The sequence below is a fragment of the Bacillus sp. PS108 genome (assembly GCF_037963335.1).
Lineage (GTDB): Bacteria > Bacillota > Bacilli > Bacillales > Bacillaceae > Bacillus > Bacillus subtilis.
Window position 1 is genome coordinate 3,774,144 of record NZ_CP150155.1, and the last position, 21,989, is coordinate 3,796,132.

20 protein-coding genes are annotated in these 21,989 nt (G+C 45.4%); 2 read left to right on the plus strand and 18 right to left on the minus strand.

Going from position 1 to position 21,989, the window contains the following annotated elements:
- Positions 1-56: 56 nt before the first annotated feature.
- From NSQ16_RS19630 to pta, 4 genes are all read right to left on the minus strand, one after another.
- Positions 57-947 carry a carboxylate/amino acid/amine transporter gene (locus NSQ16_RS19630; protein ID WP_038429804.1) on the minus strand — a complete coding sequence of 297 codons (891 nt, stop codon included), beginning with the start codon at positions 945-947 and terminating at the stop codon, positions 57-59.
- Between the two features lie 167 nt (positions 948-1,114).
- On the minus strand, positions 1,115-1,960 hold the full coding sequence (gene ywfL / locus NSQ16_RS19635) for an octanoyl-[GcvH]:protein N-octanoyltransferase (RefSeq protein ID WP_339232408.1): 846 nt from the start codon (positions 1,958-1,960) through the stop codon (positions 1,115-1,117).
- Between the two features lie 48 nt (positions 1,961-2,008).
- Positions 2,009-2,908, minus strand: a complete 900-nt coding sequence (cysL, locus tag NSQ16_RS19640; protein WP_014481233.1) for a cysJI operon transcriptional regulator CysL — start codon at positions 2,906-2,908, stop codon at positions 2,009-2,011.
- Positions 2,909-3,053: 145 nt separating this feature from the next.
- Complete coding sequence (gene pta, locus NSQ16_RS19645; protein WP_003235941.1) at positions 3,054-4,025, minus strand: phosphate acetyltransferase; 972 nt, start codon at positions 4,023-4,025, stop codon at positions 3,054-3,056.
- A 269-nt stretch (positions 4,026-4,294) separates the two neighbouring features.
- On the opposite strand from pta, the gene hemQ reads away from it, so the two are divergent.
- On the plus strand, positions 4,295-5,059 hold the full coding sequence (hemQ, locus tag NSQ16_RS19650; RefSeq protein WP_003227507.1) for a hydrogen peroxide-dependent heme synthase: 765 nt from the start codon (positions 4,295-4,297) through the stop codon (positions 5,057-5,059).
- Positions 5,060-5,193: 134 nt separating this feature from the next.
- Positions 5,194-5,973 (plus strand): NADPH-dependent reductase BacG, encoded by a 780-nt coding sequence (gene bacG / locus NSQ16_RS19655; protein WP_339232409.1) that lies wholly within the window; start codon positions 5,194-5,196, stop codon positions 5,971-5,973.
- A 14-nt stretch (positions 5,974-5,987) separates the two neighbouring features.
- On the opposite strand, the gene bacF is transcribed toward bacG, so the two are convergent.
- The 14 genes from bacF to rfbD form a co-directional block, all read right to left on the minus strand.
- Positions 5,988-7,187 carry a transaminase BacF gene (bacF, locus tag NSQ16_RS19660; RefSeq protein WP_339232410.1) on the minus strand — a complete coding sequence of 400 codons (1,200 nt, stop codon included), beginning with the start codon at positions 7,185-7,187 and terminating at the stop codon, positions 5,988-5,990.
- Positions 7,188-8,372, minus strand: coding sequence for a bacilysin exporter BacE (bacE, locus tag NSQ16_RS19665; protein WP_339232412.1), 1,185 nt, complete (start codon positions 8,370-8,372; stop codon positions 7,188-7,190).
- Positions 8,369-9,787: an alanine--anticapsin ligase gene (gene bacD / locus NSQ16_RS19670; protein ID WP_339232415.1), complete on the minus strand. Its 1,419-nt coding sequence runs from the start codon at positions 9,785-9,787 to the stop codon at positions 8,369-8,371. Before bacD ends, bacE begins: the two co-directional genes overlap by 4 nt.
- An 18-nt stretch (positions 9,788-9,805) precedes the next feature.
- Entirely contained in the window at positions 9,806-10,567 is a 762-nt protein-coding gene (bacC, locus tag NSQ16_RS19675) for a dihydroanticapsin 7-dehydrogenase (protein WP_033883424.1), read from the minus strand.
- A gap of 2 nt (positions 10,568-10,569) precedes the next feature.
- Positions 10,570-11,277 carry a 3-((4R)-4-hydroxycyclohexa-1,5-dien-1-yl)-2-oxopropanoate isomerase gene (gene bacB, locus NSQ16_RS19680; RefSeq protein ID WP_003244300.1) on the minus strand — a complete coding sequence of 236 codons (708 nt, stop codon included), beginning with the start codon at positions 11,275-11,277 and terminating at the stop codon, positions 10,570-10,572.
- Positions 11,267-11,881, minus strand: coding sequence for a prephenate decarboxylase (bacA, locus tag NSQ16_RS19685; RefSeq protein ID WP_009968341.1), 615 nt, complete (start codon positions 11,879-11,881; stop codon positions 11,267-11,269). The genes bacB and bacA overlap by 11 nt, the downstream gene beginning before the upstream one ends.
- Before the next feature lie 151 nt (positions 11,882-12,032).
- Positions 12,033-13,271: an MFS transporter gene (locus NSQ16_RS19690; protein WP_339232417.1), complete on the minus strand. Its 1,239-nt coding sequence runs from the start codon at positions 13,269-13,271 to the stop codon at positions 12,033-12,035.
- Positions 13,272-13,479: 208 nt separating this feature from the next.
- Entirely contained in the window at positions 13,480-14,892 is a 1,413-nt protein-coding gene (locus NSQ16_RS19695) for an amino acid permease (RefSeq protein ID WP_015250969.1), read from the minus strand.
- Complete coding sequence (locus NSQ16_RS19700) at positions 14,892-16,592, minus strand: M20/M25/M40 family metallo-hydrolase (protein WP_153952157.1); 1,701 nt, start codon at positions 16,590-16,592, stop codon at positions 14,892-14,894. Before NSQ16_RS19700 ends, NSQ16_RS19695 begins: the two co-directional genes overlap by 1 nt.
- 73 nt (positions 16,593-16,665) lie before the next feature.
- The gene (pruA, locus tag NSQ16_RS19705) at positions 16,666-18,213 is read right to left on the minus strand and encodes an L-glutamate gamma-semialdehyde dehydrogenase (RefSeq protein WP_327836327.1); all 1,548 of its coding nucleotides are present in this window, start codon (positions 18,211-18,213) and stop codon (positions 16,666-16,668) included.
- Positions 18,214-18,439: 226 nt separating this feature from the next.
- A complete protein-coding gene (gene rocG, locus NSQ16_RS19710) occupies positions 18,440-19,714 on the minus strand; it encodes a glutamate dehydrogenase (RefSeq protein WP_015250966.1) in 1,275 nt (424 codons plus the stop codon).
- 177 nt (positions 19,715-19,891) lie between these two features.
- The gene (gene bslB / locus NSQ16_RS19715) at positions 19,892-20,356 is read right to left on the minus strand and encodes a biofilm surface layer hydrophobin BslB (RefSeq protein ID WP_003227472.1); all 465 of its coding nucleotides are present in this window, start codon (positions 20,354-20,356) and stop codon (positions 19,892-19,894) included.
- A gap of 323 nt (positions 20,357-20,679) precedes the next feature.
- Entirely contained in the window at positions 20,680-21,135 is a 456-nt protein-coding gene (locus NSQ16_RS19720) for a dTDP-4-dehydrorhamnose 3,5-epimerase family protein (protein WP_014481242.1), read from the minus strand.
- Complete coding sequence (gene rfbD / locus NSQ16_RS19725; RefSeq protein ID WP_128993524.1) at positions 21,128-21,979, minus strand: dTDP-4-dehydrorhamnose reductase; 852 nt, start codon at positions 21,977-21,979, stop codon at positions 21,128-21,130. Before rfbD ends, NSQ16_RS19720 begins: the two co-directional genes overlap by 8 nt.
- Positions 21,980-21,989 lie beyond the last annotated feature (10 nt).

Here is a 21,989-nt window from a genome sequence, read left to right on the forward strand (position 1 = left end):
ATTTTGCAGCCGGATCAGCTATTCTTGTAAAATGAGGCCAAGCTTATGTGAATCTATTAAGACATGTGAGCTGCCTCGGCCGTTTTTTGTTTCCGAGGCGCAGCAGAAATGACCAAAAGCCCCAGCATCATAAGCGCAATGCCCAGCCACGAGGAAGGCGAAAGCATTTCCCCTATGAAAAACACGCCAAGCAATGAAGCCGTCAGCGGTTCCGCTAAAGACAGCGTGACCGCCGCCGAGGCCGGAACCCCGGTAAGCCCTTTCGCAAACAAAAAGTATGCGGCACATGTTGCAATTAACCCGATGTAAAGGCTTGTTCCCAGTCCTCTAGGGGTCCATATCCACGAGATATCTGACTGCCGTAATAGCGGCGTCAGCAAGATGGCGCTGATCATGAATACAACGGCGGAGGTCGCTCGCGGAGGCTGGGTTTTCATCATCGCTTTACTGATGAGCGTATAGCCTGCAAAAGAAGCACCCGCTCCAAGCGCCATAAGAACACCAGCCACATCAATCCGAACATTGGAACTGTCGGAAAACAGAAGCCAGCAACCCGCTAAAGCCAGCACAGTCGCAATCCACCAAGAGTTTCGCGGGCGTTTCTTCAATACGGCCCATTCGAGGGTCCCGGCAATGATAGGCGCACTGCCGATGGCAATCACAGTTCCCACTGCAATTCCCGTTTCTTTAACCGCTGTGAAAAACAGCGGCTGGTAACACGCCATACAAACAGCGGCTAAAAATACGAGCGGCCATGCCCAATTTTTCACGTGAAGCTCCCGGCTGACCCAAACCGCAAGCAGCATGGCGCTTCCTCCTATTAATAACCTGAACGCCCCAAATGCCAGCGGTGTGGCGCTTTCTGGAGCCAATGCCTGAACGGTTCCCGTGGTCCCCCAGAAAAAAGCCGCAATCAATACAAAAAGGCTGTAAATATTCCCTTTCATCTGCCTCTCCCCTTTAATATGGATGCTGATGTCATTTTATCGTTTTTCTTTTTGCCGTGGTTATCTGTATGTAAGAAGGATTTATCTGAAAATAAGATTATTGGGGTAAAATGCCGCTTGAGATAAAAAATGCATGCCGGCATATACAGCCGGCATGCGAAGAACGTTCACCCAAATACCTTTGCATTCCGCTCAGCCATCCGGACGAGGTTTTTCTCAAATTCCATTTCCTCATCAGTGGACAGTCCAGCTGAATAAAGATGAGTGGTTAACGCTTTTAATTCCGTCAATAAAGCGAACATTAAGTCTTGTACGGAGATGTCTTTTTGCAGAAGCTCACTTAAGGACGCCATCGTTTCCGGACGTATTTCCGGATAGACGCCTTTTTTATCGTTTTGTTTGTCTTTCAGCGCCGCTTGATAGAATCGTCTGATCAAGTCGGCCCTTTCACTGCCGCTTTTATCCACACAGAGATAAATTTGAACAGCGACTCCGCCGCGAACGCGTCTCTGAGAGATGCCGGCGAACTTTTTGCCATTTATACTGAGGTCATAGCTGCCGGGACAATAAGACCCTTCAATTTCATAGGCTTCGATCTTTGCATTGTACGGTCTCAGCATTCGTCTCATCAGCTCGACCATCGCTTCATATCCTTTGTCTATATCGATGCCTTTCTTTTCGTCCTCGAATATGAGAGAGATATTTAAAACACCGTCATCCAATACGACGGCAAGACCGCCGGAATTGCGTACGATCACACGGTATCCTTCACTCTCCAGCAAGGAGATGCCATCCTGCAAAAACGGGAGGCGTGTATCCTGTATTCCAAGGACAATTGTATCGTGGTGCACCCATGAGCGCGCTGTCGCCGGCGACACGCCTTTTCCGACGGACATGCACAGCGTATCATCCATTGCGAAGGATTGCTTCGCATCAAATAAAGGGCCGAGACTGGATTGGTCAATAACTCTCCATTTCGGCTGCATCAGTAAATCAATCGGTTGGTTTGCCATCTATGTAAAACCCTTTCATGTTAGGCTTATTGAACGAAAACTATTATATCATTTCAGCAGCTGTGATTGATAATTGCTTTTCAGCATCGTAATAAAAATTTCTTTATTTTTTGTATTCTCCATGAGAGGAGAATGAATGTAAGACAGCTTGCGCTTTAACGAGAAATCTTTAATATGCAGAATTGAGATTTCGCGGTGGATCAAATCCTTATGCAGTACGCTTCTGGATAGAACCGAAAGTCCCATGCCGTTAATCACCGCTTCCTTTACACCTTGATTGCTGCTGATGGTGAACATTGATTTCGGCCGAAGTCCATTTGAACTGAGTACATGATCGAGATATTCTCTCGTCCCGGAGCCTTTCTCTCTTGTCACCCACGCTTCGTTCTGCAAATCGCTGATCGAAATCTCTTTCCGCCCGGCGAGCGGATGCTGATTTGGAGCGGCAATGCACATTTCATCCTCCATGAACGGTTCAATTTCCAGCTCATTCTCGTTTGTATGTCCTTCAATCAGCCCGATATCAGCCTGAAGCATACGCACACGCTCGCTGACCTCCTCTGTATTGCCAATCATGACATCGAGGTTCAGCTCTGGATACAGCTTTTGCAGCTGGGCCAATAGCGGCGGAAGAATATACTCACCGATTGTAAAGCTTGCAGCTATTTTCAATTCGCCCTTCACATAGTGATGATGCGCATAGATTTCAGCCTTGGCTTGTTCGTAGAGAAACACCATTTGCTTTGCTCTTTGATATAAAATGTCTCCTGTCGGCGTTGTCGTAAAGTGTTTTGGCGACCTGTTCAGAAGAGCCGTTTGAAATTCTTTCTCAAGATTTTTGATATGCAGACTGACGCTGGGCTGGGAGATCATCAGCTTTTCCGCCGCTTTTGTGAAGTTTTTTTCTTCTACCACCGCTATAAACGTTTTCAGCACGTCGTAATACAAAAACCCCACCCCTGTCATTAATGAAATATATGGTTATGATTAGTTTTCTTTATTGTACTCATATCATCCATCTTGGTAAAGAAGGCTATACGGAAGCGCAAAAAAGGCAGCCCTCGGTCGAGAGCTGCCATCGTCTTCATTTTTATTACAGTGCTTGCGCCGCTGTAATTAATGCGAGATTGTAAACATCTTCAGCGTTACATCCTCTTGAAAGGTCGTTTACAGGCATATTTAAACCTTGCAGGATTGGTCCTACAGCTTCAAAGTTGCCCAAACGCTGAGCGATTTTATAGCCGATGTTTCCTGCTTCAAGGCTTGGGAATACGAATACGTTAGCGTCCCCTTTGATCTCGGAATCCGGCGCTTTTTTCTCAGCTACAGATGGAACAAATGCAGCATCGAATTGGAATTCGCCGTCAAGTGTCAGTTCAGGCGCTTTTTCTTTCGCGATTTTCACTGCATCCGCTACTTTTTCTGTTTCATCAGATTTTGCTGAGCCTTTTGTAGAGAAGCTGAGCATTGCCACGCGAGGCTCAATGTCGAACATTTTTGCCGTATTGGCACTTTCGATCGCAATCTCGGCAAGGTCTTGGCTGTCAGGCGCAATGTTGATCGCACAATCTGCGAATACGTATTGCTCTTCTCCGCGAGCCATGATGAACACGCCTGAAGTCTTTTTCACGCCTTCTTTTGTTTTGATGATTTGAAGAGCCGGGCGGACAGTGTCAGCTGTCGAGTGAGCAGCTCCGCTTACAAGTCCGTCTGCAAGGCCTTTATACACCAGCATTGTACCGAAGTAGTTCTCGTCTAATAATGCTTTGCGAGCCTGTTCTTCTGTCGCTTTGCCTTTGCGGCGTTCTACGAATGCTTGTACAAGGTCTTCCATGCCTTCATATGTATGAGGATCATAAATCTTAACGCCGTCCAGCGTAAGGTTCAATTCTTTTGCTTTTGCTTGGATCTCATTTTCATTGCCGATCACAATCGGATTCAGCACTTTGTTTCCTGCAAGCTTGCTGACCGCTTCTAAAATACGCTCGTCTAAGCCTTCAGGAAATACAATTTTAACGTCTTTTCCAGCTACTTTTTCTTGCACTGTTGAAAATAAATCTGCCACAATAAAACCTCCTCAAAAAGTTACAAAAACGCTTTCTTTTACTAGCATACTCTTCTTCCAATCAAATTCAAACAGCCAACTTTCATTATAGCGCTTTCATAAAAAAATCTTATTTTTCTAACTAATTTAAGTGACTCAATCTTCCCTTATAGGTTCTTCTATTTTGATGGAATTATACGGAAGGGATGTTCAAGGTTTCTCCACAGTAGAATCGGATAAACTATGGTATAGTGAAGGCAATCATGAAAAGATAATGGGAGTGAAGATAAATGAGTGAACAGCAAATGACGAATGAAGCTGCAAAAACGCTTGACGGCTGGTATGCGCTTCATGATTTCCGCACAATGGATTGGACTTCCTGGAAGCTGCTGTCCAGTGATGAGCGCCAATCTATCATACATGAATTCACCGGGTTGCTTGAAAAATGGGGCGTAGCCCAAAAAGAAGGAAAAGGATCGCAAACTCTTTACAGCATCGTCGGCCAAAAAGCTGATTTTATGCTGATGATCCTTCGTCCTACAATGGAAGAATTAAATCAAATTGAGCTTGAATTCAACAAATCAAGACTTGCTGAGTTCACCATTCCGGCATACTCCTACGTATCAGTGGTAGAGCTGAGCAACTACTTGGCAAGCGGTGACGGCGATCCTTATGAAAATCCGCATGTGCGCGCTCGCCTTTACCCTGAACTGCCGGAATCAAAATATGTATGCTTCTATCCAATGGATAAAAGAAGATCCGGCAATGACAACTGGTATATGCTTTCAATGGAAGAACGCAGAAACTTGATGAGAAGCCATGGTTTAATCGGCCGCAGCTATGCGGGCAAAGTCAAACAGATCATCACCGGCTCTGTCGGCTTTGACGATTACGAGTGGGGCGTTACATTATTCAGCGATGATGTCCTTCAATTCAAGAAGCTAGTGTACGAAATGCGTTTTGACGAAGTCAGCGCTCGCTATGGCGAATTTGGTTCATTCTTTGTCGGCAATCACCTTTCGCTTGATACACTTCCTCAATTCCTATATGTATAATATCCCCTCCCGCCCTATCCGGCGGGAGTTTTTTTCAATTCTCCTTTATCAGAATTTAAATAAAATTTGCTATTTTCTTCGTTTTTTCTTACGATGTAGATAATAATCCAATTTTTTCAAAGGGGTGCAGTTATTTGTCAAAACGAACCGCATTTGTTATGGGAGCCAGTCAAGGGATCGGGAAAGCAATCGCTCTGAAATTAGCAGACCAGCATTTTTCCCTCGTCATTAATTCGCGAAATTTGGATAATATTGAATCTGTCAAAGAAGACATTTTGGCCAAGCATCCTGAGGCGAGCGTCATTGTCCTTGCGGGGGATATGTCTGACCGGCGTACGAGAGCGGGCATTTTTCAGGAAATCGAATCTCAATGCGGACGGCTTGATGTTCTGATTAATAATATCCCGGGCGGCGCGCCTGATACATTTGATAACTGCAATATAGACGATATGACGGCCACGTTCACTCAAAAGACCGTTGCCTATATTGACGCTATCAAGCGTGCTTCCTCACTGATGAAACAAAACGAGTTTGGCAGAATCATCAACATTGTCGGAAATCTGTGGAAAGAACCCGGCGCCAACATGTTCACAAACAGTATGATGAATGCCGCTTTAATTAACGCCAGTAAAAATATCTCCATCCAGCTTGCTCCTCACAACATTACTGTCAACTGTCTGAATCCTGGTTTTATCGCTACAGACCGTTATCATCAATTTGTGGAAAATGTGATGAAAAAGAACAGCATATCCAAACAGAAAGCAGAGGAACAGATTGCTTTCGGGATTCCGATGAAACGGGTCGGATCAGCAGAAGAAACCGCAGCGCTCGCCGCGTTTCTTGCCTCTGAGGAAGCCTCCTACATCACGGGACAGCAAATTTCCGCTGATGGCGGCAGCATGAAAAGCATATAAAAACATCCCGCTTTTTAGCGGGATGTTTCTTGTAATGACCCGAACGGCAGGTTCAGCTTTTGAATCCGCATGACAAATTCCCTCAGATCCTCCTGCTTCGACACCATTGAGATTCTGACATGCCTTTTTCCGTTGCTTCCAAAAATTTCGCCCGGTGTGACTACGACATGGGCATGCTCCAGCAAGTAATCGGAAAATTGGTGAGATGTCTCAAACGTATTCGGAATTTCAGCCCATACGTAAAAGGTTCCTTTTGGCTTTTCCATCTTCCAGCCCAGTTCCTTTTCACAAAGCGCCGTAAAAAAGTCAATTCGTTCCTTATAAATTCGTTTCAACGATTCCGTATGCTCCGGATCTCCAGAAAGCGCCGCACTCGCTGCCTGCTGCAGCCCGCCGAACATGCCGACAAATACATGATCCTGAAATTCATTGACGGCCTGAATGATCCTTTCGTTCCCAACCGCAAACGCCATTCTCCAGCCGGCCATGTTAAATGTTTTTGAAAATGAATAAAGCTCTGCTCCGACAATTTTGGCATCCTCTGCCTCAAGAAAGCTGGCCGGTTTTTGATCGAATTCAAACGCTCCGTATGCAAAATCATGAATCAAATGGATATGATGCTCTTTTGCAAAAGCAGCAGCTCTTGCATAAAAAGCCGCATCAGCCACAGCTCCAGTGGGGTTGTTCGGATAGTTTAAAAACATAAGCTTCGCTTTTTCCAGCACGGCTGGATCAATCTTTTCAAAATCCGGCAGATAGCCATTTTCTTCATACAGCGGCATTTCGTAAAGCTCAGCTCGCGCCATCGTAATCCCTGATAAATATTCAGGATAGCCTGGATTCGGGACTAAAGCGATGTCTCCCGGATTGAGCAGGCATTGTGTCAGCACATACAATCCGGCTTTCCCGCCTCCGAAAAGCGCGACTTCCGTTTCAGGATTGATTGTCACTCCGTATTCCCTTTTATAGAAAGCAGCGATCGCTTCCTTTAAAAAAGGATAGCCCCTGAAAGGGCCGTATCCATGAAACGAAGGATTCAGAGAAGCCTCCCGCAAAGCCTCCACAATATGCGGCGGAGTGGGAAGGTCAGGGTTCCCCTGTCCGAGATTAATGATATGGGGTCCCGTTTTTTCCATTTCCTTTACCTTTTGAAAAACGAGAGAAAACTCCTGCCTTGGAAGTGTCTTGATGACATCGGACGGTGTTATTTCCATCTAAAAGACTCCTTTTTGCTCCGTTTTGTTATCCCGTTCCAAAAACGATTTGTTGACGAGCTTCGTATGCAGAAACAAACCGCATACGATCACGACAATCAGCCCCATAATGACCGGAGCGCTTAGGATGTTAATGAACATTGAACCAATAGAAATGCATAATCCGATAGACGCTTCGGCCACTGAAAAAATGCGCCCTTGAATCTGGTTTGCCGCATTTTCCTGAACCTTCACTTTTGCAAGCACTTCCCCGTATTCCATCGCGATGAAAAAGAGGATCGCCGCGATGACAGAAACAGCGAATATCGGCGTGAATAAAAACAGCGCCAGCGAGACAAGGGATAAAACGGTAAAGTACGTCAGGCCTCTATTGTTGTTAAAGCCCCATTTGCTGACAAGCGCCGCTCCGATAAAGCCGCCGAAGCCGATGCAGAACGTGAGAATAAAGTTGCCGATTTCCCCGTCACCCAGAAAGCGGCTGACAATCGGAAAATAGCTGTACACAACTCCCCACAGCAAAGCCATTGTAATCATCGTAAACATGGCGTTTAATACAAAAGCATTGGTTTTGATTTCCTTGAGCCCTTCCTTAAAAGACTGAAAGGCCTCTTTTATGTTTTCAGATTGAATCGGCACAAATTGCAGCTTGATACGGCTGATAAAAAATGCCGAAACCAGGTATGTCACACCGTTAAAGGCAACAGCCAGCTCTACAGATCCGCCTAACAGAAAGAGCCCTCCGGCAGCCGCCCCGACGATAATGGAAATGGTTGTCGCTTTTGCAAATAACGTGTTGATGCTTTTAATATCTGATTCCAAGGACGACATGACAGCGAGACGGGCGGGATTAAAAAACACGCCGCTTCCATAAGAAATAAACAGCAGGGCCAGAAAAATCAGCGGATACTCGCCTTTTGGAAGAAATGTGAGCCCCAAAAAGATGATGCCTCTGATGATATCCGTCCACAGCATGATCTTAATTCTGTCTAACCGGTCGACCAGAACCCCCAAAAACGGCTGAAACACCATCGGAATGCTTCTGACCACGATGACCCCGGACGTCACCCAATAATCGTGATAATATGTAGACAAAATGAGCAGGGCAGGGAGAACACAATAGTCTCCCATGAACGATAGCGCCTGCCCGTAAAGCAAGTATTTAGAGTTGGGTTTCAGCTGTTTCATACTGGCAGCACATACTTTGCCGTCAGCTTCGCATGCTGCTGAATTTGTCTGATTGATTCAGCCACATCCTGTGAATTACTGCCTTTCAGTTCAAATGCTGCAATGGAATTGAAAGCTTCAAACAATGTCAAATCAACTGAAGTGCCTGGTGCTGCGGCCGAAAAAGAAACGATTTCAGTATCCCCTTTTAAAAGCCCGTCCGGAATATCGATCGCTTCAATGACCAAATCCTCAGCAGTTTCTGGAATTTGGCCATTTTGTTTGAAATGCTGCGGGTACAAATGGCAGTCGGCAACATAATAAGGCTCTTGATCCAATAATCCGTCCGGCAGATCGGCGTCTTTTCCGAAACAAAGGACATCTAATAATAATTGCGCCATATCAAGGCCAAAGACCTTTTTAATATTGGGGATCATATTCCAGCCGGCGAATCTGGCTGCCGATTCAATTAAACCCGGTTCTCTGTTTTTCATTAGCTTGATCTCTGTATGTGTTGCGCAATTTTGCAGGCCAAGCCCTTCATTTGCCTTTTTGGCAGCTTCGACAATTTTCTTTTTTGCCTCTTCATCCAGAATGGACGGCGTAATGTGGGATGTCTCTGTAAACCCGATTTGCGGCGTTTTATCATGAATGGCGATCGGGAAATACTCACCGTCAGCCATGATGCCTTCTATACTGATATAGTCGGAGTACCCTTCTGTTTGATACCAGTCTCCGTACTCACCCTGTAAAAATTCTTCAGCGATAAACGGCGCTTCAAACGTAACCGCCTTTGGCACGTTAATTGATTTCAGATAGTCATTGACTCTGTTAAATTCAGCTTCTGCCGTCTCAGTGTCCGTAATCAGCGTTACACCGATTGAACTCGCTAAGTATGTAGGCTTTAAGATAAGAGGTGTGCCGATCTCTTCAAGAGCAGCACGGAAATCTTCAAGAGTTGTGACTCGTTTGTTTTTGATCGATTTGACTCCGGCCTTATTAAAAGCGTCCCTCATTTTATTTTTATCTCTGGCATTTTCGGCTGCCTGCACGCCGGCACCTCTCAGGCCCAGACGTTCACAGGCTTTCGCCATCGGAGCAATGAATAATTCATTGTTTGTTGTGATGGCATCCGCCCCAAACATTTCGGCAACCTTGACGATTTGCTCGACGACCTCTTCCTCAGGCTTGTTATGATCCTCATGCGCCCAATAAATGGAATCAGGATGCTCAAAATCAGCTAAACTCTTAAAATAGTCTTTATCTTTTATGACCGCGACCGAGTATTTTTCAATCAATGCTGCATGGGAGGCTGTAATTGCAAAAGGTCTTGGAATAAAGCTGACCAGGTTATATTTTTCAGCAGCGCTTTTATAAAACATGTGCGGCGGGCAGCCTCCAAGATCAGCGATGACCAATACTGTTTTTCTCTCCATATGTAAAACACTCCTTCTCTATTGTGCGGTGTATCCTCCGTCTGCGGTGATGGCGCTTCCGGTCATATAGCTTGATAAATCCGAGGCTAAAAACAGCATCACGTTTGCGATTTCTTCAGGTTTCCCAAGCCTCAGCAGCGGATTTACCTTCGCCTTTTCTTTTTTGATCTCTTCAAGTGTGCCTTCATTATTTTCAAGGAATGATTTTTCATTCAGCGGTGTGTCGATGATCCCCGGGCATACGCAGTTCACGCGAATGTGATGCTTCGCATAATCAACGGCCATTGATTTAGTCAGCTGCAAAACCCCGCCTTTGCTGGCGTTATAAGCAGGAATATCAGGCCATGCCACGAGTCCGCCGACAGAGCACGTATTAATGATGTTGCCCTTGCCGGCGGCCAGCATATGCTTGAGTGCATGTTTGCTCATTAAAAACATGCCGGTCAAATTGACTTGCAGCACCTTGTTCCAATCGCTGAGCTCCATCTCGTGAATAGGCGCCACGATTTCGATGCCTGCATTATTAATCAAGACATCGAGCCCGCCAAATGTATGAACCGCCGATGCAACAGCGTGCTGGCAGGCAGCTTCGTCTGTGATGTCCGTTTGCACAAAGTGCAGCCTGTCATTATTTTCTTTTCGTACCATTGCTTCTCCCTGCGCTTCATCAATATCCGCCACAACCACATTGGCCTGCTGGCCCAAAAAAGCCTGAACCGCAGCATAACCAATGCCTGATGCGCCTCCTGTTATGAGGACGGTTTTATCGGTGAGGTTCATGATCATTCATCCGCCTTCATTTTTTTTGCTTTTGCTCTGTTGTAGCGCGGCGGGAAGAAGATATTAATCGATTTTGATTCTTTTTCAGAACGGTTGATGGCACCGTGATCTTCACGAGGCTCACAGAAATAGGCTGTGCCGAATTTCATCTCGACTGTGCAGCCTTCGACCGTCATGTCATAGCCGCCGCCGATGCAGATGCCGATTTGTTCATTCCGATGTTTATGGAAAGGCATTTCTCCGCCATTTCCAGGGATTTTGGCAAGCATAATTTCTACCCAATCCTCAACAAAGAACGTAACTTCCATGCCCGGCAGCAGGTCTCTTGTTTTGAAAATATCCAAAAAGTAGTCCTCAGGACTTGTATATGTTTCATCAGCTTTCAGCCGCTTGATATCAATAGCAATCACTTCTTGGTCTGTGTCGTTTCTTGCCCCGTGAGGCACATGCGGCGGCGCGATATAGGCAGATTCCAAGGCTGTCATTTTTCTTGTCACATCTCCGACAGTCATCATCAGCTCGCCAGAAACGACCATGCCGATTTGGACCTCCTTATGCTGATGGGGTTCAACATTGGTATGCGGCGGGACGTAAGACATTAATACTTCAGTATCCCCTCGTACGGTTGAATACTGCCTCACTCCGTTTTCCCATTCAATTAATTTCGGTGTCGGGAAATAAAGCTCCTGCATATCTTCTTTAGTTTTCATCATCAACGTCTCCTTTTCCAAATAATGACCAGCTCATTGGAATGCTTTTGAATGTTTTTACAAAGGTTAGCCCGTACTTTTGCCGTGCAAGCTCATTGGTTAAGGCAATGTCATACAAACCTTCTTTTACTTTTCTTGCGGCTTGACTGGTTGAATTGACTAGTTTGAAACGAACATCTTTGCGGGTAAAATATTTTATTAAATTAATAGGTGAAGGATGTGAAACAATAACAGATGTATCAAGCATATCGTCTCTGAATTCAAAATCAGGACGAACAGCCAGGCCGTACATCGGTGTATCGCACCTGAAGATCTGCAATAGCTGCAAATCCGGCCTCATGTAGAAATGCTTAATGCCATCGTAAGCATGTGGGACGATGGTATATTCCAGCGGGCTTTGGAGCGTCCTTTCGATGCATGATTCAAAAGTATCATGCAAGGACAATTTACTGTTCAGCCCTTGTAGAAGAGTAAAATTGGAAATGAAATGCTTTGCTGCGTACTCACTGCTTGTCCCCTCAGGGCCGAGCGTGTTGACTGTAATGAGTTTGGATAGTGAATCAGTTCTTTTTTTTGTCTGAATGCTATTATCCAATATAATCATGAGCACCAACCAATCTTTTAAAATTTTAAGTAAATTTTATCCAGCAGAAATTGAACTGTCAATGTTTTTTGAAAATATTGATAATTATTCCCATACAAACAAAAAAACCCTTTAAAAAGGGTTTTTAATTATAGGAATTTAGAAACTTTGTTTATTGAGATAAGGACTGATCGGCCTTCTGCTCAAGTTTGCCGTACTTTTTATATGCGAATACACTGAGCACAAATCCGAGGACTGTGATGGCGGCGCAAATCAATCCGACAGCTGCATAGCCGTATGCCACATATACGGGTCCCATTAAAGCAGAACCTAATGTCACGGCCAGATTCGAGGCGAGGCTGTAAAACACCATGACTTTTCCGCGATGACGTTCTGAGCAGTCACTCAAAATGGTGCTGAGCAGCGTCACCGTCAAGCTTTGCATTAATCCCCAAATAAATAGGCTGACGATTAACAGAAACATTGATACCGGCGCATATGGTAAACACGCCAGCAAAACGCTGATGACCCCTAGCGCAATCAAAAGGGAGCGCATTTTTCCGATGCGGTCGGCTATCTTTCCTGTAATCACACTCATGGAAAACCCGATTCCATAAATCATGATAAATAAGCCCGCAGCCGTGTTTCCTCCGGTAAAAACGTCCTGAAGATAGGTGCCTAAAAAGGAATACATACCGTAAAAACCAATCATATTACAGAAGGTTATCGTGATATAAACAGGTACACGAGGGACTTTCAGCGCATCCCGGAATGTTCCTGCCGGCTCTTCTATTTCTTTCTTGCCGCTGTTTTTATGTTGGGCATGGCGGCGCATTTCAAGGAGAATCAGCAGGACAACTAAAACGCCCATCAAGGCGAAAATCCAAAACGTCCATCTCCAATGCAGGACGCCGCCGATAAATGATCCGAGCGGCACTCCGAAAATCAGCGCCAGCGACCAGCTTGAAACGATCAGTCCCATCACCTTGCCCCGGTATGTATAAGGAACACGATCACCGACAACTGCGTATGCGGTCGGAACAAACGCTCCCGCAGCCAATCCCGAAAGCGCCCGGCCTAAAAAGAAGAAAAAAATATTTTGAGCCAAAGCGCATATCACCGTTCCTATGATAAAAATCATAAGCCCGGCCAATAAGCTCAGTTCTCTGGAGTATTTATCGCCTAATGGAACCAAAAGCGGCGCACCGATAAAAATCATAATGCCGTAAATACTGATAGATAATGCAAGGACACTGACATCTGAGCTGAAGGCTTTTGCTAAATCCGGCAGCAGCGGTGAGATCACAAGCTCTTCAGATCCGGCCGCAAATACCCCCATCGTTAAAGCCAGTGCCAACAATAACGGAAAATGATGTTTTGTTTTGATGTCATTGTTTTGATTGCTGTTCATTCTTTCTCAAACACCTCTTCCATAATCTTCTTATCATAAAGTTGTATTATAGTTTAGCATTGTTTTTTCCTTATTTACAATTCGAACGAAATCTTTATAACTTTTATTATTTTCATTTAAATCACAATATATATTTATATATTTCATTCTAAAAAAACACAGGGATGTAACGCGTAAAAAAGCTCTCCGGCCTCCCGGAGAGCTTTTTCTATTGCGCCTCTGTCTGCTTTTTTTCAATCGGTTCATGATTTATACGCTTTTTGATGCTTAGATGATAGTATGCATAACAGAAAATAATGATCGGCACACCGCAGTATAAGCCAATTCTTTGATCCGGAATGAAAATAAGGCTGATCAACACGCAGCCATATAAACAAAATCCGAGAATCGGGACTAGCGGATAAAGCGGCGTTCTGAACTCCAGATCATTCACATTTCCGCCTTCTGCCAGGAAACGTCTGCGAAAGAAAAATTGCGACGCACAAATGGACATCCATGCGACAACTGTGACCATGCCCGAGATTGAGATACACCATAAATACACTGTTTCTGCGGCCATGACACTTGTCAGCAGCGAACAGCCTGAAATGCCTAGCGTAATCAGCAGGGCATTCATCGGCACGCCTTTTTTTGTCAGTCTGGTGAGAAAGGATGGACCCATTTGATTTGATGAAAGTGACCACATCATACGCGACGCCGCATACAACCCCGAATTAGCAACAGATAAAATGGCTGTTAAGATGACAAAGTTCATGATATCTGCCGAAAATGGGATGCCGATTTGATCGAGTACCGCTACAAATGGGCTTTCAATCACCCCCGCCGTTTTGTACGGAAGGATGGCAACCAAGACGAACATAGCGAGCACAAAGAAAAACAGCGTGCGCCAAATGACATTTCGAATGGACTTTGGCAGTGTTTTTTCCGGGCTTTCACTTTCCCCTGCCGCAATGCCGACAAGCTCCGTTCCCTGGAACGAGAAGTTCACCATGACCAGCGTAAACATAACGGCCAGCACCCCATTAGGGAAAAGTCCTCTATCAGTCATAAAGTTAGACAAAAAGGGTGTCTCCTGTCCGCCTTTAAAGTCAATCAAGCCAAACACAGCGGCTCCGCCAATCACAATAAATAATATGATCGCCGCCACTTTGATGCTTGAAAACCAAAATTCCATTTCTGCAAAGCTTCTGACAGAGAGCGCATTAATCAAAAAGATGACGATGCCGAACACGAGGCACCATATCCAGATCGGAACGGAGGGCAGCCACCTTTGCATCAAAATGCCTGCTGACGTCAGCTCTAACCCCACTGTATTCGCCCAGCTGAACCAATACAGCCAGCCAATCATAAAGCCTGTCGACGGTCCCAGAAATTTAGTGGCGTAGGCCTGAAACGATCCGGCCACCGGCATGGCAACAGCCAATTCTCCTAAACAAAGCATGACGAGATACATTAAAAATCCGCCGATGATATACGCGGCAATGGCGCCGAGCGGTCCCGCCTGGCTAATGGTAAAGCCAGAGCCTAGAAACAGCCCAGTGCCAATCACCCCTCCCAAAGCAATCATAAACAAATGCCTGCTTTTCATGCTGCGCTGCAATTCATTTTTATGATTCTGCATCATCCTTCCCCCTTTGGTTCTTTTGCCGTGATGGTCATCCGGTAGCTTTGCAAAAGATGAACGGTGGTTTGCTGTATGAGGAGAGGCAATACATGAAATGTGTACGGTTTATAGACTCGTTCTGTCCATTTATGGCCGTCTTTTCCGTACACGCCCATATTAATGGATGGAATATTCAGCTTGCGTATGTCTTTGAACGGAATGGTCCCAATCATATTCCACCCAGGGAAGTTCCTGATAAAAGAATCAATTTCGCCATCGGTTTCGTGCAGTGATAAAAAACTGCCGTCTGCCAAGTAGGGGAAAAACTTTTTGAAGACAAATGTTTCGCCTGTCGATTCAGCGGTTTTGTCAGCCGCTTCTTTTATCACATGCTGCAAAAGCTGATCTCTTGCGCTATCTTCTTTCAAATAGTTATGCGGCAGGTAAGGAGGTGCGTAAAATAGAATGACTTTTGCGCCTTGATCGGGGTCAAGCTTTTGAAGCTCTTCGATTGCCTGAAAGCATCTCATGCGAAGTTCAAGGTGCTCGTTGGCTTTGAATGTCTGCTCGATACACTGCTCGGGATCTATCCCCCGGTTTCTCAGCTTTTCTAAGTATTGCTCCAGGCTATACACTTGAATGCCCCATGATAAATGTTTCTTTGGCAGGTTGGCTCTTTTTGCATATTCTTCATAATAATCTGATAATTTTTGTTCTGTCTCCCGGCATGCTTCCTCAGTGACTTCAATAAGCAAATCCATCATTTCTTTTGCTGTTCTTTCATAAATAAAACAATTGAAGTACAAGCTGGTGCTGACAGCCGTTTGCACATTATAGGATTCCTTGTTATCACGCTGATACAAACAGGATGGGGGCAGAACCAACTCCCCTTCAACCTTTTCTGCCAGATGGATGTTATTGTGGAGACGGCTTGTGATTTCAGATGAAATGAAATTTGGGTCAATTCCTGCCAGTGTATCGCCAACATGGACTTCACGCCCGTAAATGTAAAAGCAAGGCAGCAGTTTTCCCGCGGCTCCGGTATAGATATATCTTGTCTGATCACCATCGTAAAGCGGGGTAATAAAATCCGTATTAATAGCAGCCAAATAGTGAAGCTGTTTTTCTTTTTTTAACCGGTTCAGCTCTGAAATGCTGGCGAGAATGCCCGAATGCTGGCTCTCCTCATCGGGATTGACCATAAACAATACATTTCCCGGCAACGTCTCAAGGTTCTCCGAAAAATGCAGGAGATTGGCTAAATGCACGGCGATGCCGCTTTGCATATCAACAGATCCTCTTCCGAACATCCAATCGCCTGATTTGGCATCCCGCTGAACATCCTGATCGAACTCATAGCGGCTGAAATACTCGGCCAATTTCTCACAATCAAAAGCGATATCCTTTAAAGGGCCGAAATCTTCAATTCCAACTGTATCCAGATGGGCATGGTAAATGACTGTATTTCGGCTTTCTCCATGTCCTTTAATAAACGCAAAAATATTTTTGCGATTGTATGGGTCATTGGGAATGGCCTGTTCCCACACATGACTGGGGTTTTCCTGAAAATAAGGATAGCTCGTGATCACTTCTTTGATGAAATCTGCTTTTGTCCCTTCTCCAACGGTGCCGTTCACACTGCTGAGGCTGACCAGAGATGCTGTCAGCGCCTCCACTCTTTCAGCCGGATTCATGTGACTGATTTTTGTATACTGCATAAATTGTCCTCCTGATCAAAAAGTTGAAATCGTGCGATCCGCTAAAGAATCGCACGATTTTATTTCTCTCAAATCAAAAAGCTTCGGACGTTGTTTTGGCTTGCATATGAAGAATTAAGTAATCGGGACCGCCTGCTTTTGAGTCTGTTCCTGACATATTAAAACCGCCGAACGGCTGATAGCCGACAATTGCTCCGGTACATCCTCTGTTAAAATATAGGTTTCCGACATGGAAATCCTCGCGCGCCCGTTCAATGTGCGCACGGTTTTTCGTCAGAAGCGCACCTGTTAATCCGTATTCCGTGTTATTGGCAATCTCCAGCATATGATCGAAATCACGCGCTTTGCAAATCGCAACAACCGGGCCGAAAATTTCTTCCTGCATCAAGCGGGCGTTTTCATCAACATCTGCAAAGATCGTCGGCTGAATAAAGTAGCCTTTTGAATCATCGCCTTCTCCGCCGGCCAATAGCTTGCCTTCAGATTTGCCGATTTCAATGTATTTCATCACTTTGTTGTAGGATGCTTCATGAATCACGGGACCCATATACGTATCAGGATCTTCTGGATTGCCGACAGTCAGCGTTTTGGTCAGCGCCACAGCTTTTTCCACCACTTCATCATACACATCCTGATGAATGACCGCGCGGGAGCCCGCAGAACACTTCTGTCCTGAATATCCAAATGCTGAATACACGATAGAGGATGCAGCAAGGTCAAGATCAGCGTCCTTGTCGACAAGCACTGTGTCTTTTCCGCCCATTTCTGCAATTACCCGTTTGAGCCATTTTTGGCCCGGCTGCACTTTGGCAGCTCGCTCATAAATCCGGCAGCCGACTGCACGGGAACCTGTAAATGAGACAAACCGTGTCTTCGGATGCTCAACTAAGAAATCACCGATCTCCGCACCATCTCCCGGAATGTAATTCAGAACGCCGTTTGGCAGACCCGCTTCCTCCATGACCTCGACAAATTTTGCTGCCACTACCGGGGCTGCGTCAGCCGGTTTTAAGAGAATCGTATTTCCTGTCACAATCGCTGCCGCCGCTGTTCCCGCCATAATCGCAAGCGGGAAATTAAATGGAGAAATGACGATGCCCACGCCAAGCGCTTCGTAATGATATTGATTGAACTCGCCAGCACGGCTCTTCACCGGAGCCCCTTCCTTGAGCTTTAACATTTGGCGCGCGTAGAACTCTAAAAAGTCTATCGCTTCAGCCGTGTCCGCATCTGCTTCCTTCCACGGTTTTCCCGCTTCCTTCACAAGATAGCTTGAAAATTCATGCTTTCTTCTGCGCAAAATAGCCGCTGCCTTAAAGAGAATATTCGCGCGGTGCTCCGGTCTTTGTTTTTTCCAGGAATCAAATGCCTGCAATGCGGCTTGCATCGCTTTTTCAGCAAGCTCTTGATCCGCTGTAGACGCGTACCCAATGATCTCTTCTTTATTTGCCGGGTTAATAGAAATGATTTTGCGGTCCGTTTCAATTTTTTCTCCATTTATGACAAGCGGATAATGCTTGCCGAGCTGAGTGTTTACAAAGGCCAATGACTTCCCAAATGCAGTTTTATTCTTTGCTTCCGTAAAATCGGTAAATGGTTCGTGCGCGTATGTGACTGTCATATGTAGTCCCCCTCGTGTTATGAAATATATCTTCGCATATGAATAAAAATGCAAGAATCATGCCATTTTCTTGTCTTTTGCTGAAAAAACTTGTTGAATCGAACAGAAATTTGTCTAACAGGTGATCACCTTTCTCTTTTTCCGATCTTGAACGCAAATTTATTTTGCGATTTTTGCTCTTTACGCAAAAAACAAATGCAAAATTATTTTGCGGAGGCTTCTCAAATTATACCCATCCGCGGAATCGCGATGCTTCTGCCGATTTTCTGATGCCCGTCATGTAAGCCGCCAAACGCATATCCACTTTATGTGTTGCCGCTGTCTGATAAATTGTTTCGAACGAGCTGACCATGACGTTTCTCAGTTTTTCTGCAACCTCTTCTTCTGACCAATAATATCCTTGGTTGTTTTGCACCCATTCAAAATAAGAAACCGTGACGCCGCCGGCACTCGCCAGGATATCCGGCACAAGCAGCACGCCTCTTTCATTCAGGATCTTAGTGGCATCAATGGTTGTCGGTCCGTTCGCCGCTTCAACGACGATTGACGCCTGAATGTTATGTGCGTTTTTGGCTGTGATTTGATTGGAGATCGCGGCAGGCACTAAAATATCGCAATCCTTTTCAAGCAGCTCCTCATTTGTGATGACGTCAGTAAATAAATTGGTGACCATACCGAAGCTGTCCCGTTTATCGAGCAAATAAGGGATATCAAGGCCGTCCGGATTGTAGAGCCCGCCATTGGCATCAGAAATCCCAATCACCTTCGCGCCCGCATCGTGCATGAATTTGGCCAGGAAGCTACCCGCGTTTCCAAAGCCCTGTATGATGATGCGCGCGTTTTGCAGCTTGATCCCTTTTTTCTTCACCGCCTCTTCAATACAAATCGTGACGCCCTGTGCAGTCGCCGTTTCCCGTCCTTGCGATCCTCCCAAAACAAGCGGTTTACCTGTAATAAAGCCCGGAGAATCGAATTCCCGCAGCCGGCTGTACTCATCCATCATCCACGCCATAATCTGCGAATTGGTGTACACATCGGGAGCTGGAATATCCTTTGTCGGACCGACGATCTGGCTGATGGCACGGACATACCCCCTGCTCAGCCTTTCCAGTTCTCCAAATGACATTGTCCGCGGATCACAAATAATACCGCCCTTCCCGCCGCCGTAAGGAAGATTGGCAATCCCGCATTTGAGCGTCATCCAAATGGATAATGCCTTTACTTCCTCTTCATTAACTTCTGGATGGAAGCGAACGCCCCCCTTTGTCGGACCGACAGCATCATTGTGCTGTGACCGGTAGCCTGTGAACACTTTGACGCTCCCATTGTCCATTTTGACCGGAATGCGGACAGTGAGCATTCTCTGCGGCTCTTTCATGAGTTCATACATATCTCCCGGATAACCCAGCTTCCGAAGGGCTTCCTTAATGATTGTTTGGGTAGACAGAAATAAGTTAAGAGCTTCTTTTTCTTCATCTTTCGAGACTTGCTTTGCTGACATCTTTTTTCACCTCATTGTTTTTTTGGCCGGCTGTAATGTAAGCGCTTTAAAAAATCAGCCCGCCAATTCCTTTCTGCATTGGATTCACCCTTATCATCATGCAAGATCCGTACCAGCTTTTGAATCCACAAAAAAAGAGACTGAAAACATCTCAGTCTCTGACTACAAATCTATCGATTAACGGGGATCAATCACCAGCTGCGTTTCAGCATAAAAACTGCCGATTCCCAAACCGTTTACTACATCGCCTTTAATCGTGTAAGTGCCTGCGCGAGGAAGAGTTTTGCGCACCATGACGAGGTCAAATTCGGATGCGCCTAACAAATCAAGCGTAAGCGGGAGTCTGACTGTTTTTCCATCGTTTAAAATCTGTGTTTCTTTTAGTGTTCTTCCATTCACTGAATCTCTTGTCGTAGCATGAAACCCGTCAGGAAATTGAAATTCTACCGCTCCAAGAGAAAGCACCGCATTTGGTTTATATGTCACTTCAATATCAGAAGTGGTCCACTCTTTCGTGCTGTTAATTGTTTTTGCCTCGATTGATGCAGACTGTGCATGAGCTTGGCCCGAAGGAAGTAAGATTGATAGTAAAACAGCTGAACTGATGAATAATGAAGATACGAATGAAGTTCTTTTTAGCATGACATTTCCCCCTAAATGATTGTTGAAATTTGGCCAGAGCGTCCTCTGCAGAAAAAGCGCTTTTTCATAATTCGCGAATTACCAGTTCTTTTTCTTAAAAATTAATCTATCATCATTTTCCATGGAAGTAAATGTTTTTTAAGGAATATTAACACTTGGAATTCAATGAGAATTCCTTCCTGTTTATACAAGGTTCAAATGGACGATTTCTCTCTCTTTTTCTAGTAACATCTACCTGACATTTCCTATCTTTTATCCTATTTTAAAAAAGGGCAAAAAAAGTCGAAGATGCCTCTGCTCTTCGATTGATCACGTTCCTATTTTTATCTGAATTCAGTGTTCCAGTTAAAACCGATCGTCTCATCATTCCACGGAATTCTTTTTTCATCAGGCTGATCCGGGTTATACGACATGGTGGTAAAATAGATAATTGTCAGCGGCGTCTCTCCCAGCACTCTATATCCGTGAGCCACCCCTTTTGGGATTAATAACAGCATCGGGTTGTCTTCGCCCATATAATAGACGTCCGTTTCTCCTTTTGTCTTTGAATCCTCTCGAAGATCGTATAGGACAACCTGAGCGTGGCCGGTTGGGAAGAACCAGAGATCATCCTGCTTCTCATGATAATGAAATGCCTTAATCACACCCGGATAGCTTTTCGACCAAGAGGCCTGCCCAAAATGCTCAAGGAGATTCTCATCGTCCCGGACCAGCTCAGCAAAAAAGCCTCTGTCATCGCTATGCTTCATCAATTTTTTCACCTTGACTCCATCAATCACACGTACTGCTCCTTTCCTGCAAATACTCTCGTAACGCTTCCCGCCAGTGGCGGGGGCGGATGCCGGCTTCTTCAATAGCCCGATGGCTCAGCACAGAGTATGCCGGGCGGGGCGTTTTGTTCCCGTATTCCTCTGTCGTTACAGGCAAAATGGCTGTTTCCAGCCCGCTTTCTTCCATAATTGCCGTCGCAAACTCATACCAGCTGCATATGCCTGAATTGCTGACATGATAGATGCCCGGCGGATGGCTGAACAGCTTGATGACCGCTTCTGCTAAATCCTTCGTATAAGTCGGCGAACCAATTTGATCGCTGACAACCCGAAGCTCTTGTTTCGTTTCAGCAAGCTTCAGCATGGTTTCAACGAAATTACTGCCGCCATGTCCGTACACCCACGATGTTCTGATGATCGTGCTGTCTTTTGTCGTTAATCGTATCAGTTCTTCTCCGAGCCTTTTGCTTTTGCCATAAATGGTTTTCGGATCGAGGGGATCGTCTTCCCTATATGGCTGGGTTCCTTTCCCATTGAATACATAGTCCGTGCTGATATGAACATATTGAGCTCCGATGCGGGTTGACTCAAGCGCTGTATAATAAGCGCCGATTCCGTTAATCAAGTACGCTTTATCAAGCTCTTTCTCGCATTGATCAACCGACGTAAACGCGGCGCTATTGACCACGATATCCGGCTGATAATGGCCAAACGAATGCCGTACTGAGCGCTGGTCAGCAATGTTCATCATCTTCTTTGTTAACGCAATGACCTCATATCCGGCTTGCTTCAGCTGGCGGCATAGTTCCAAGCCAAGCTGTCCTCCCGCCCCAGTCACCAATACCTTTGTCAATCAGATCACC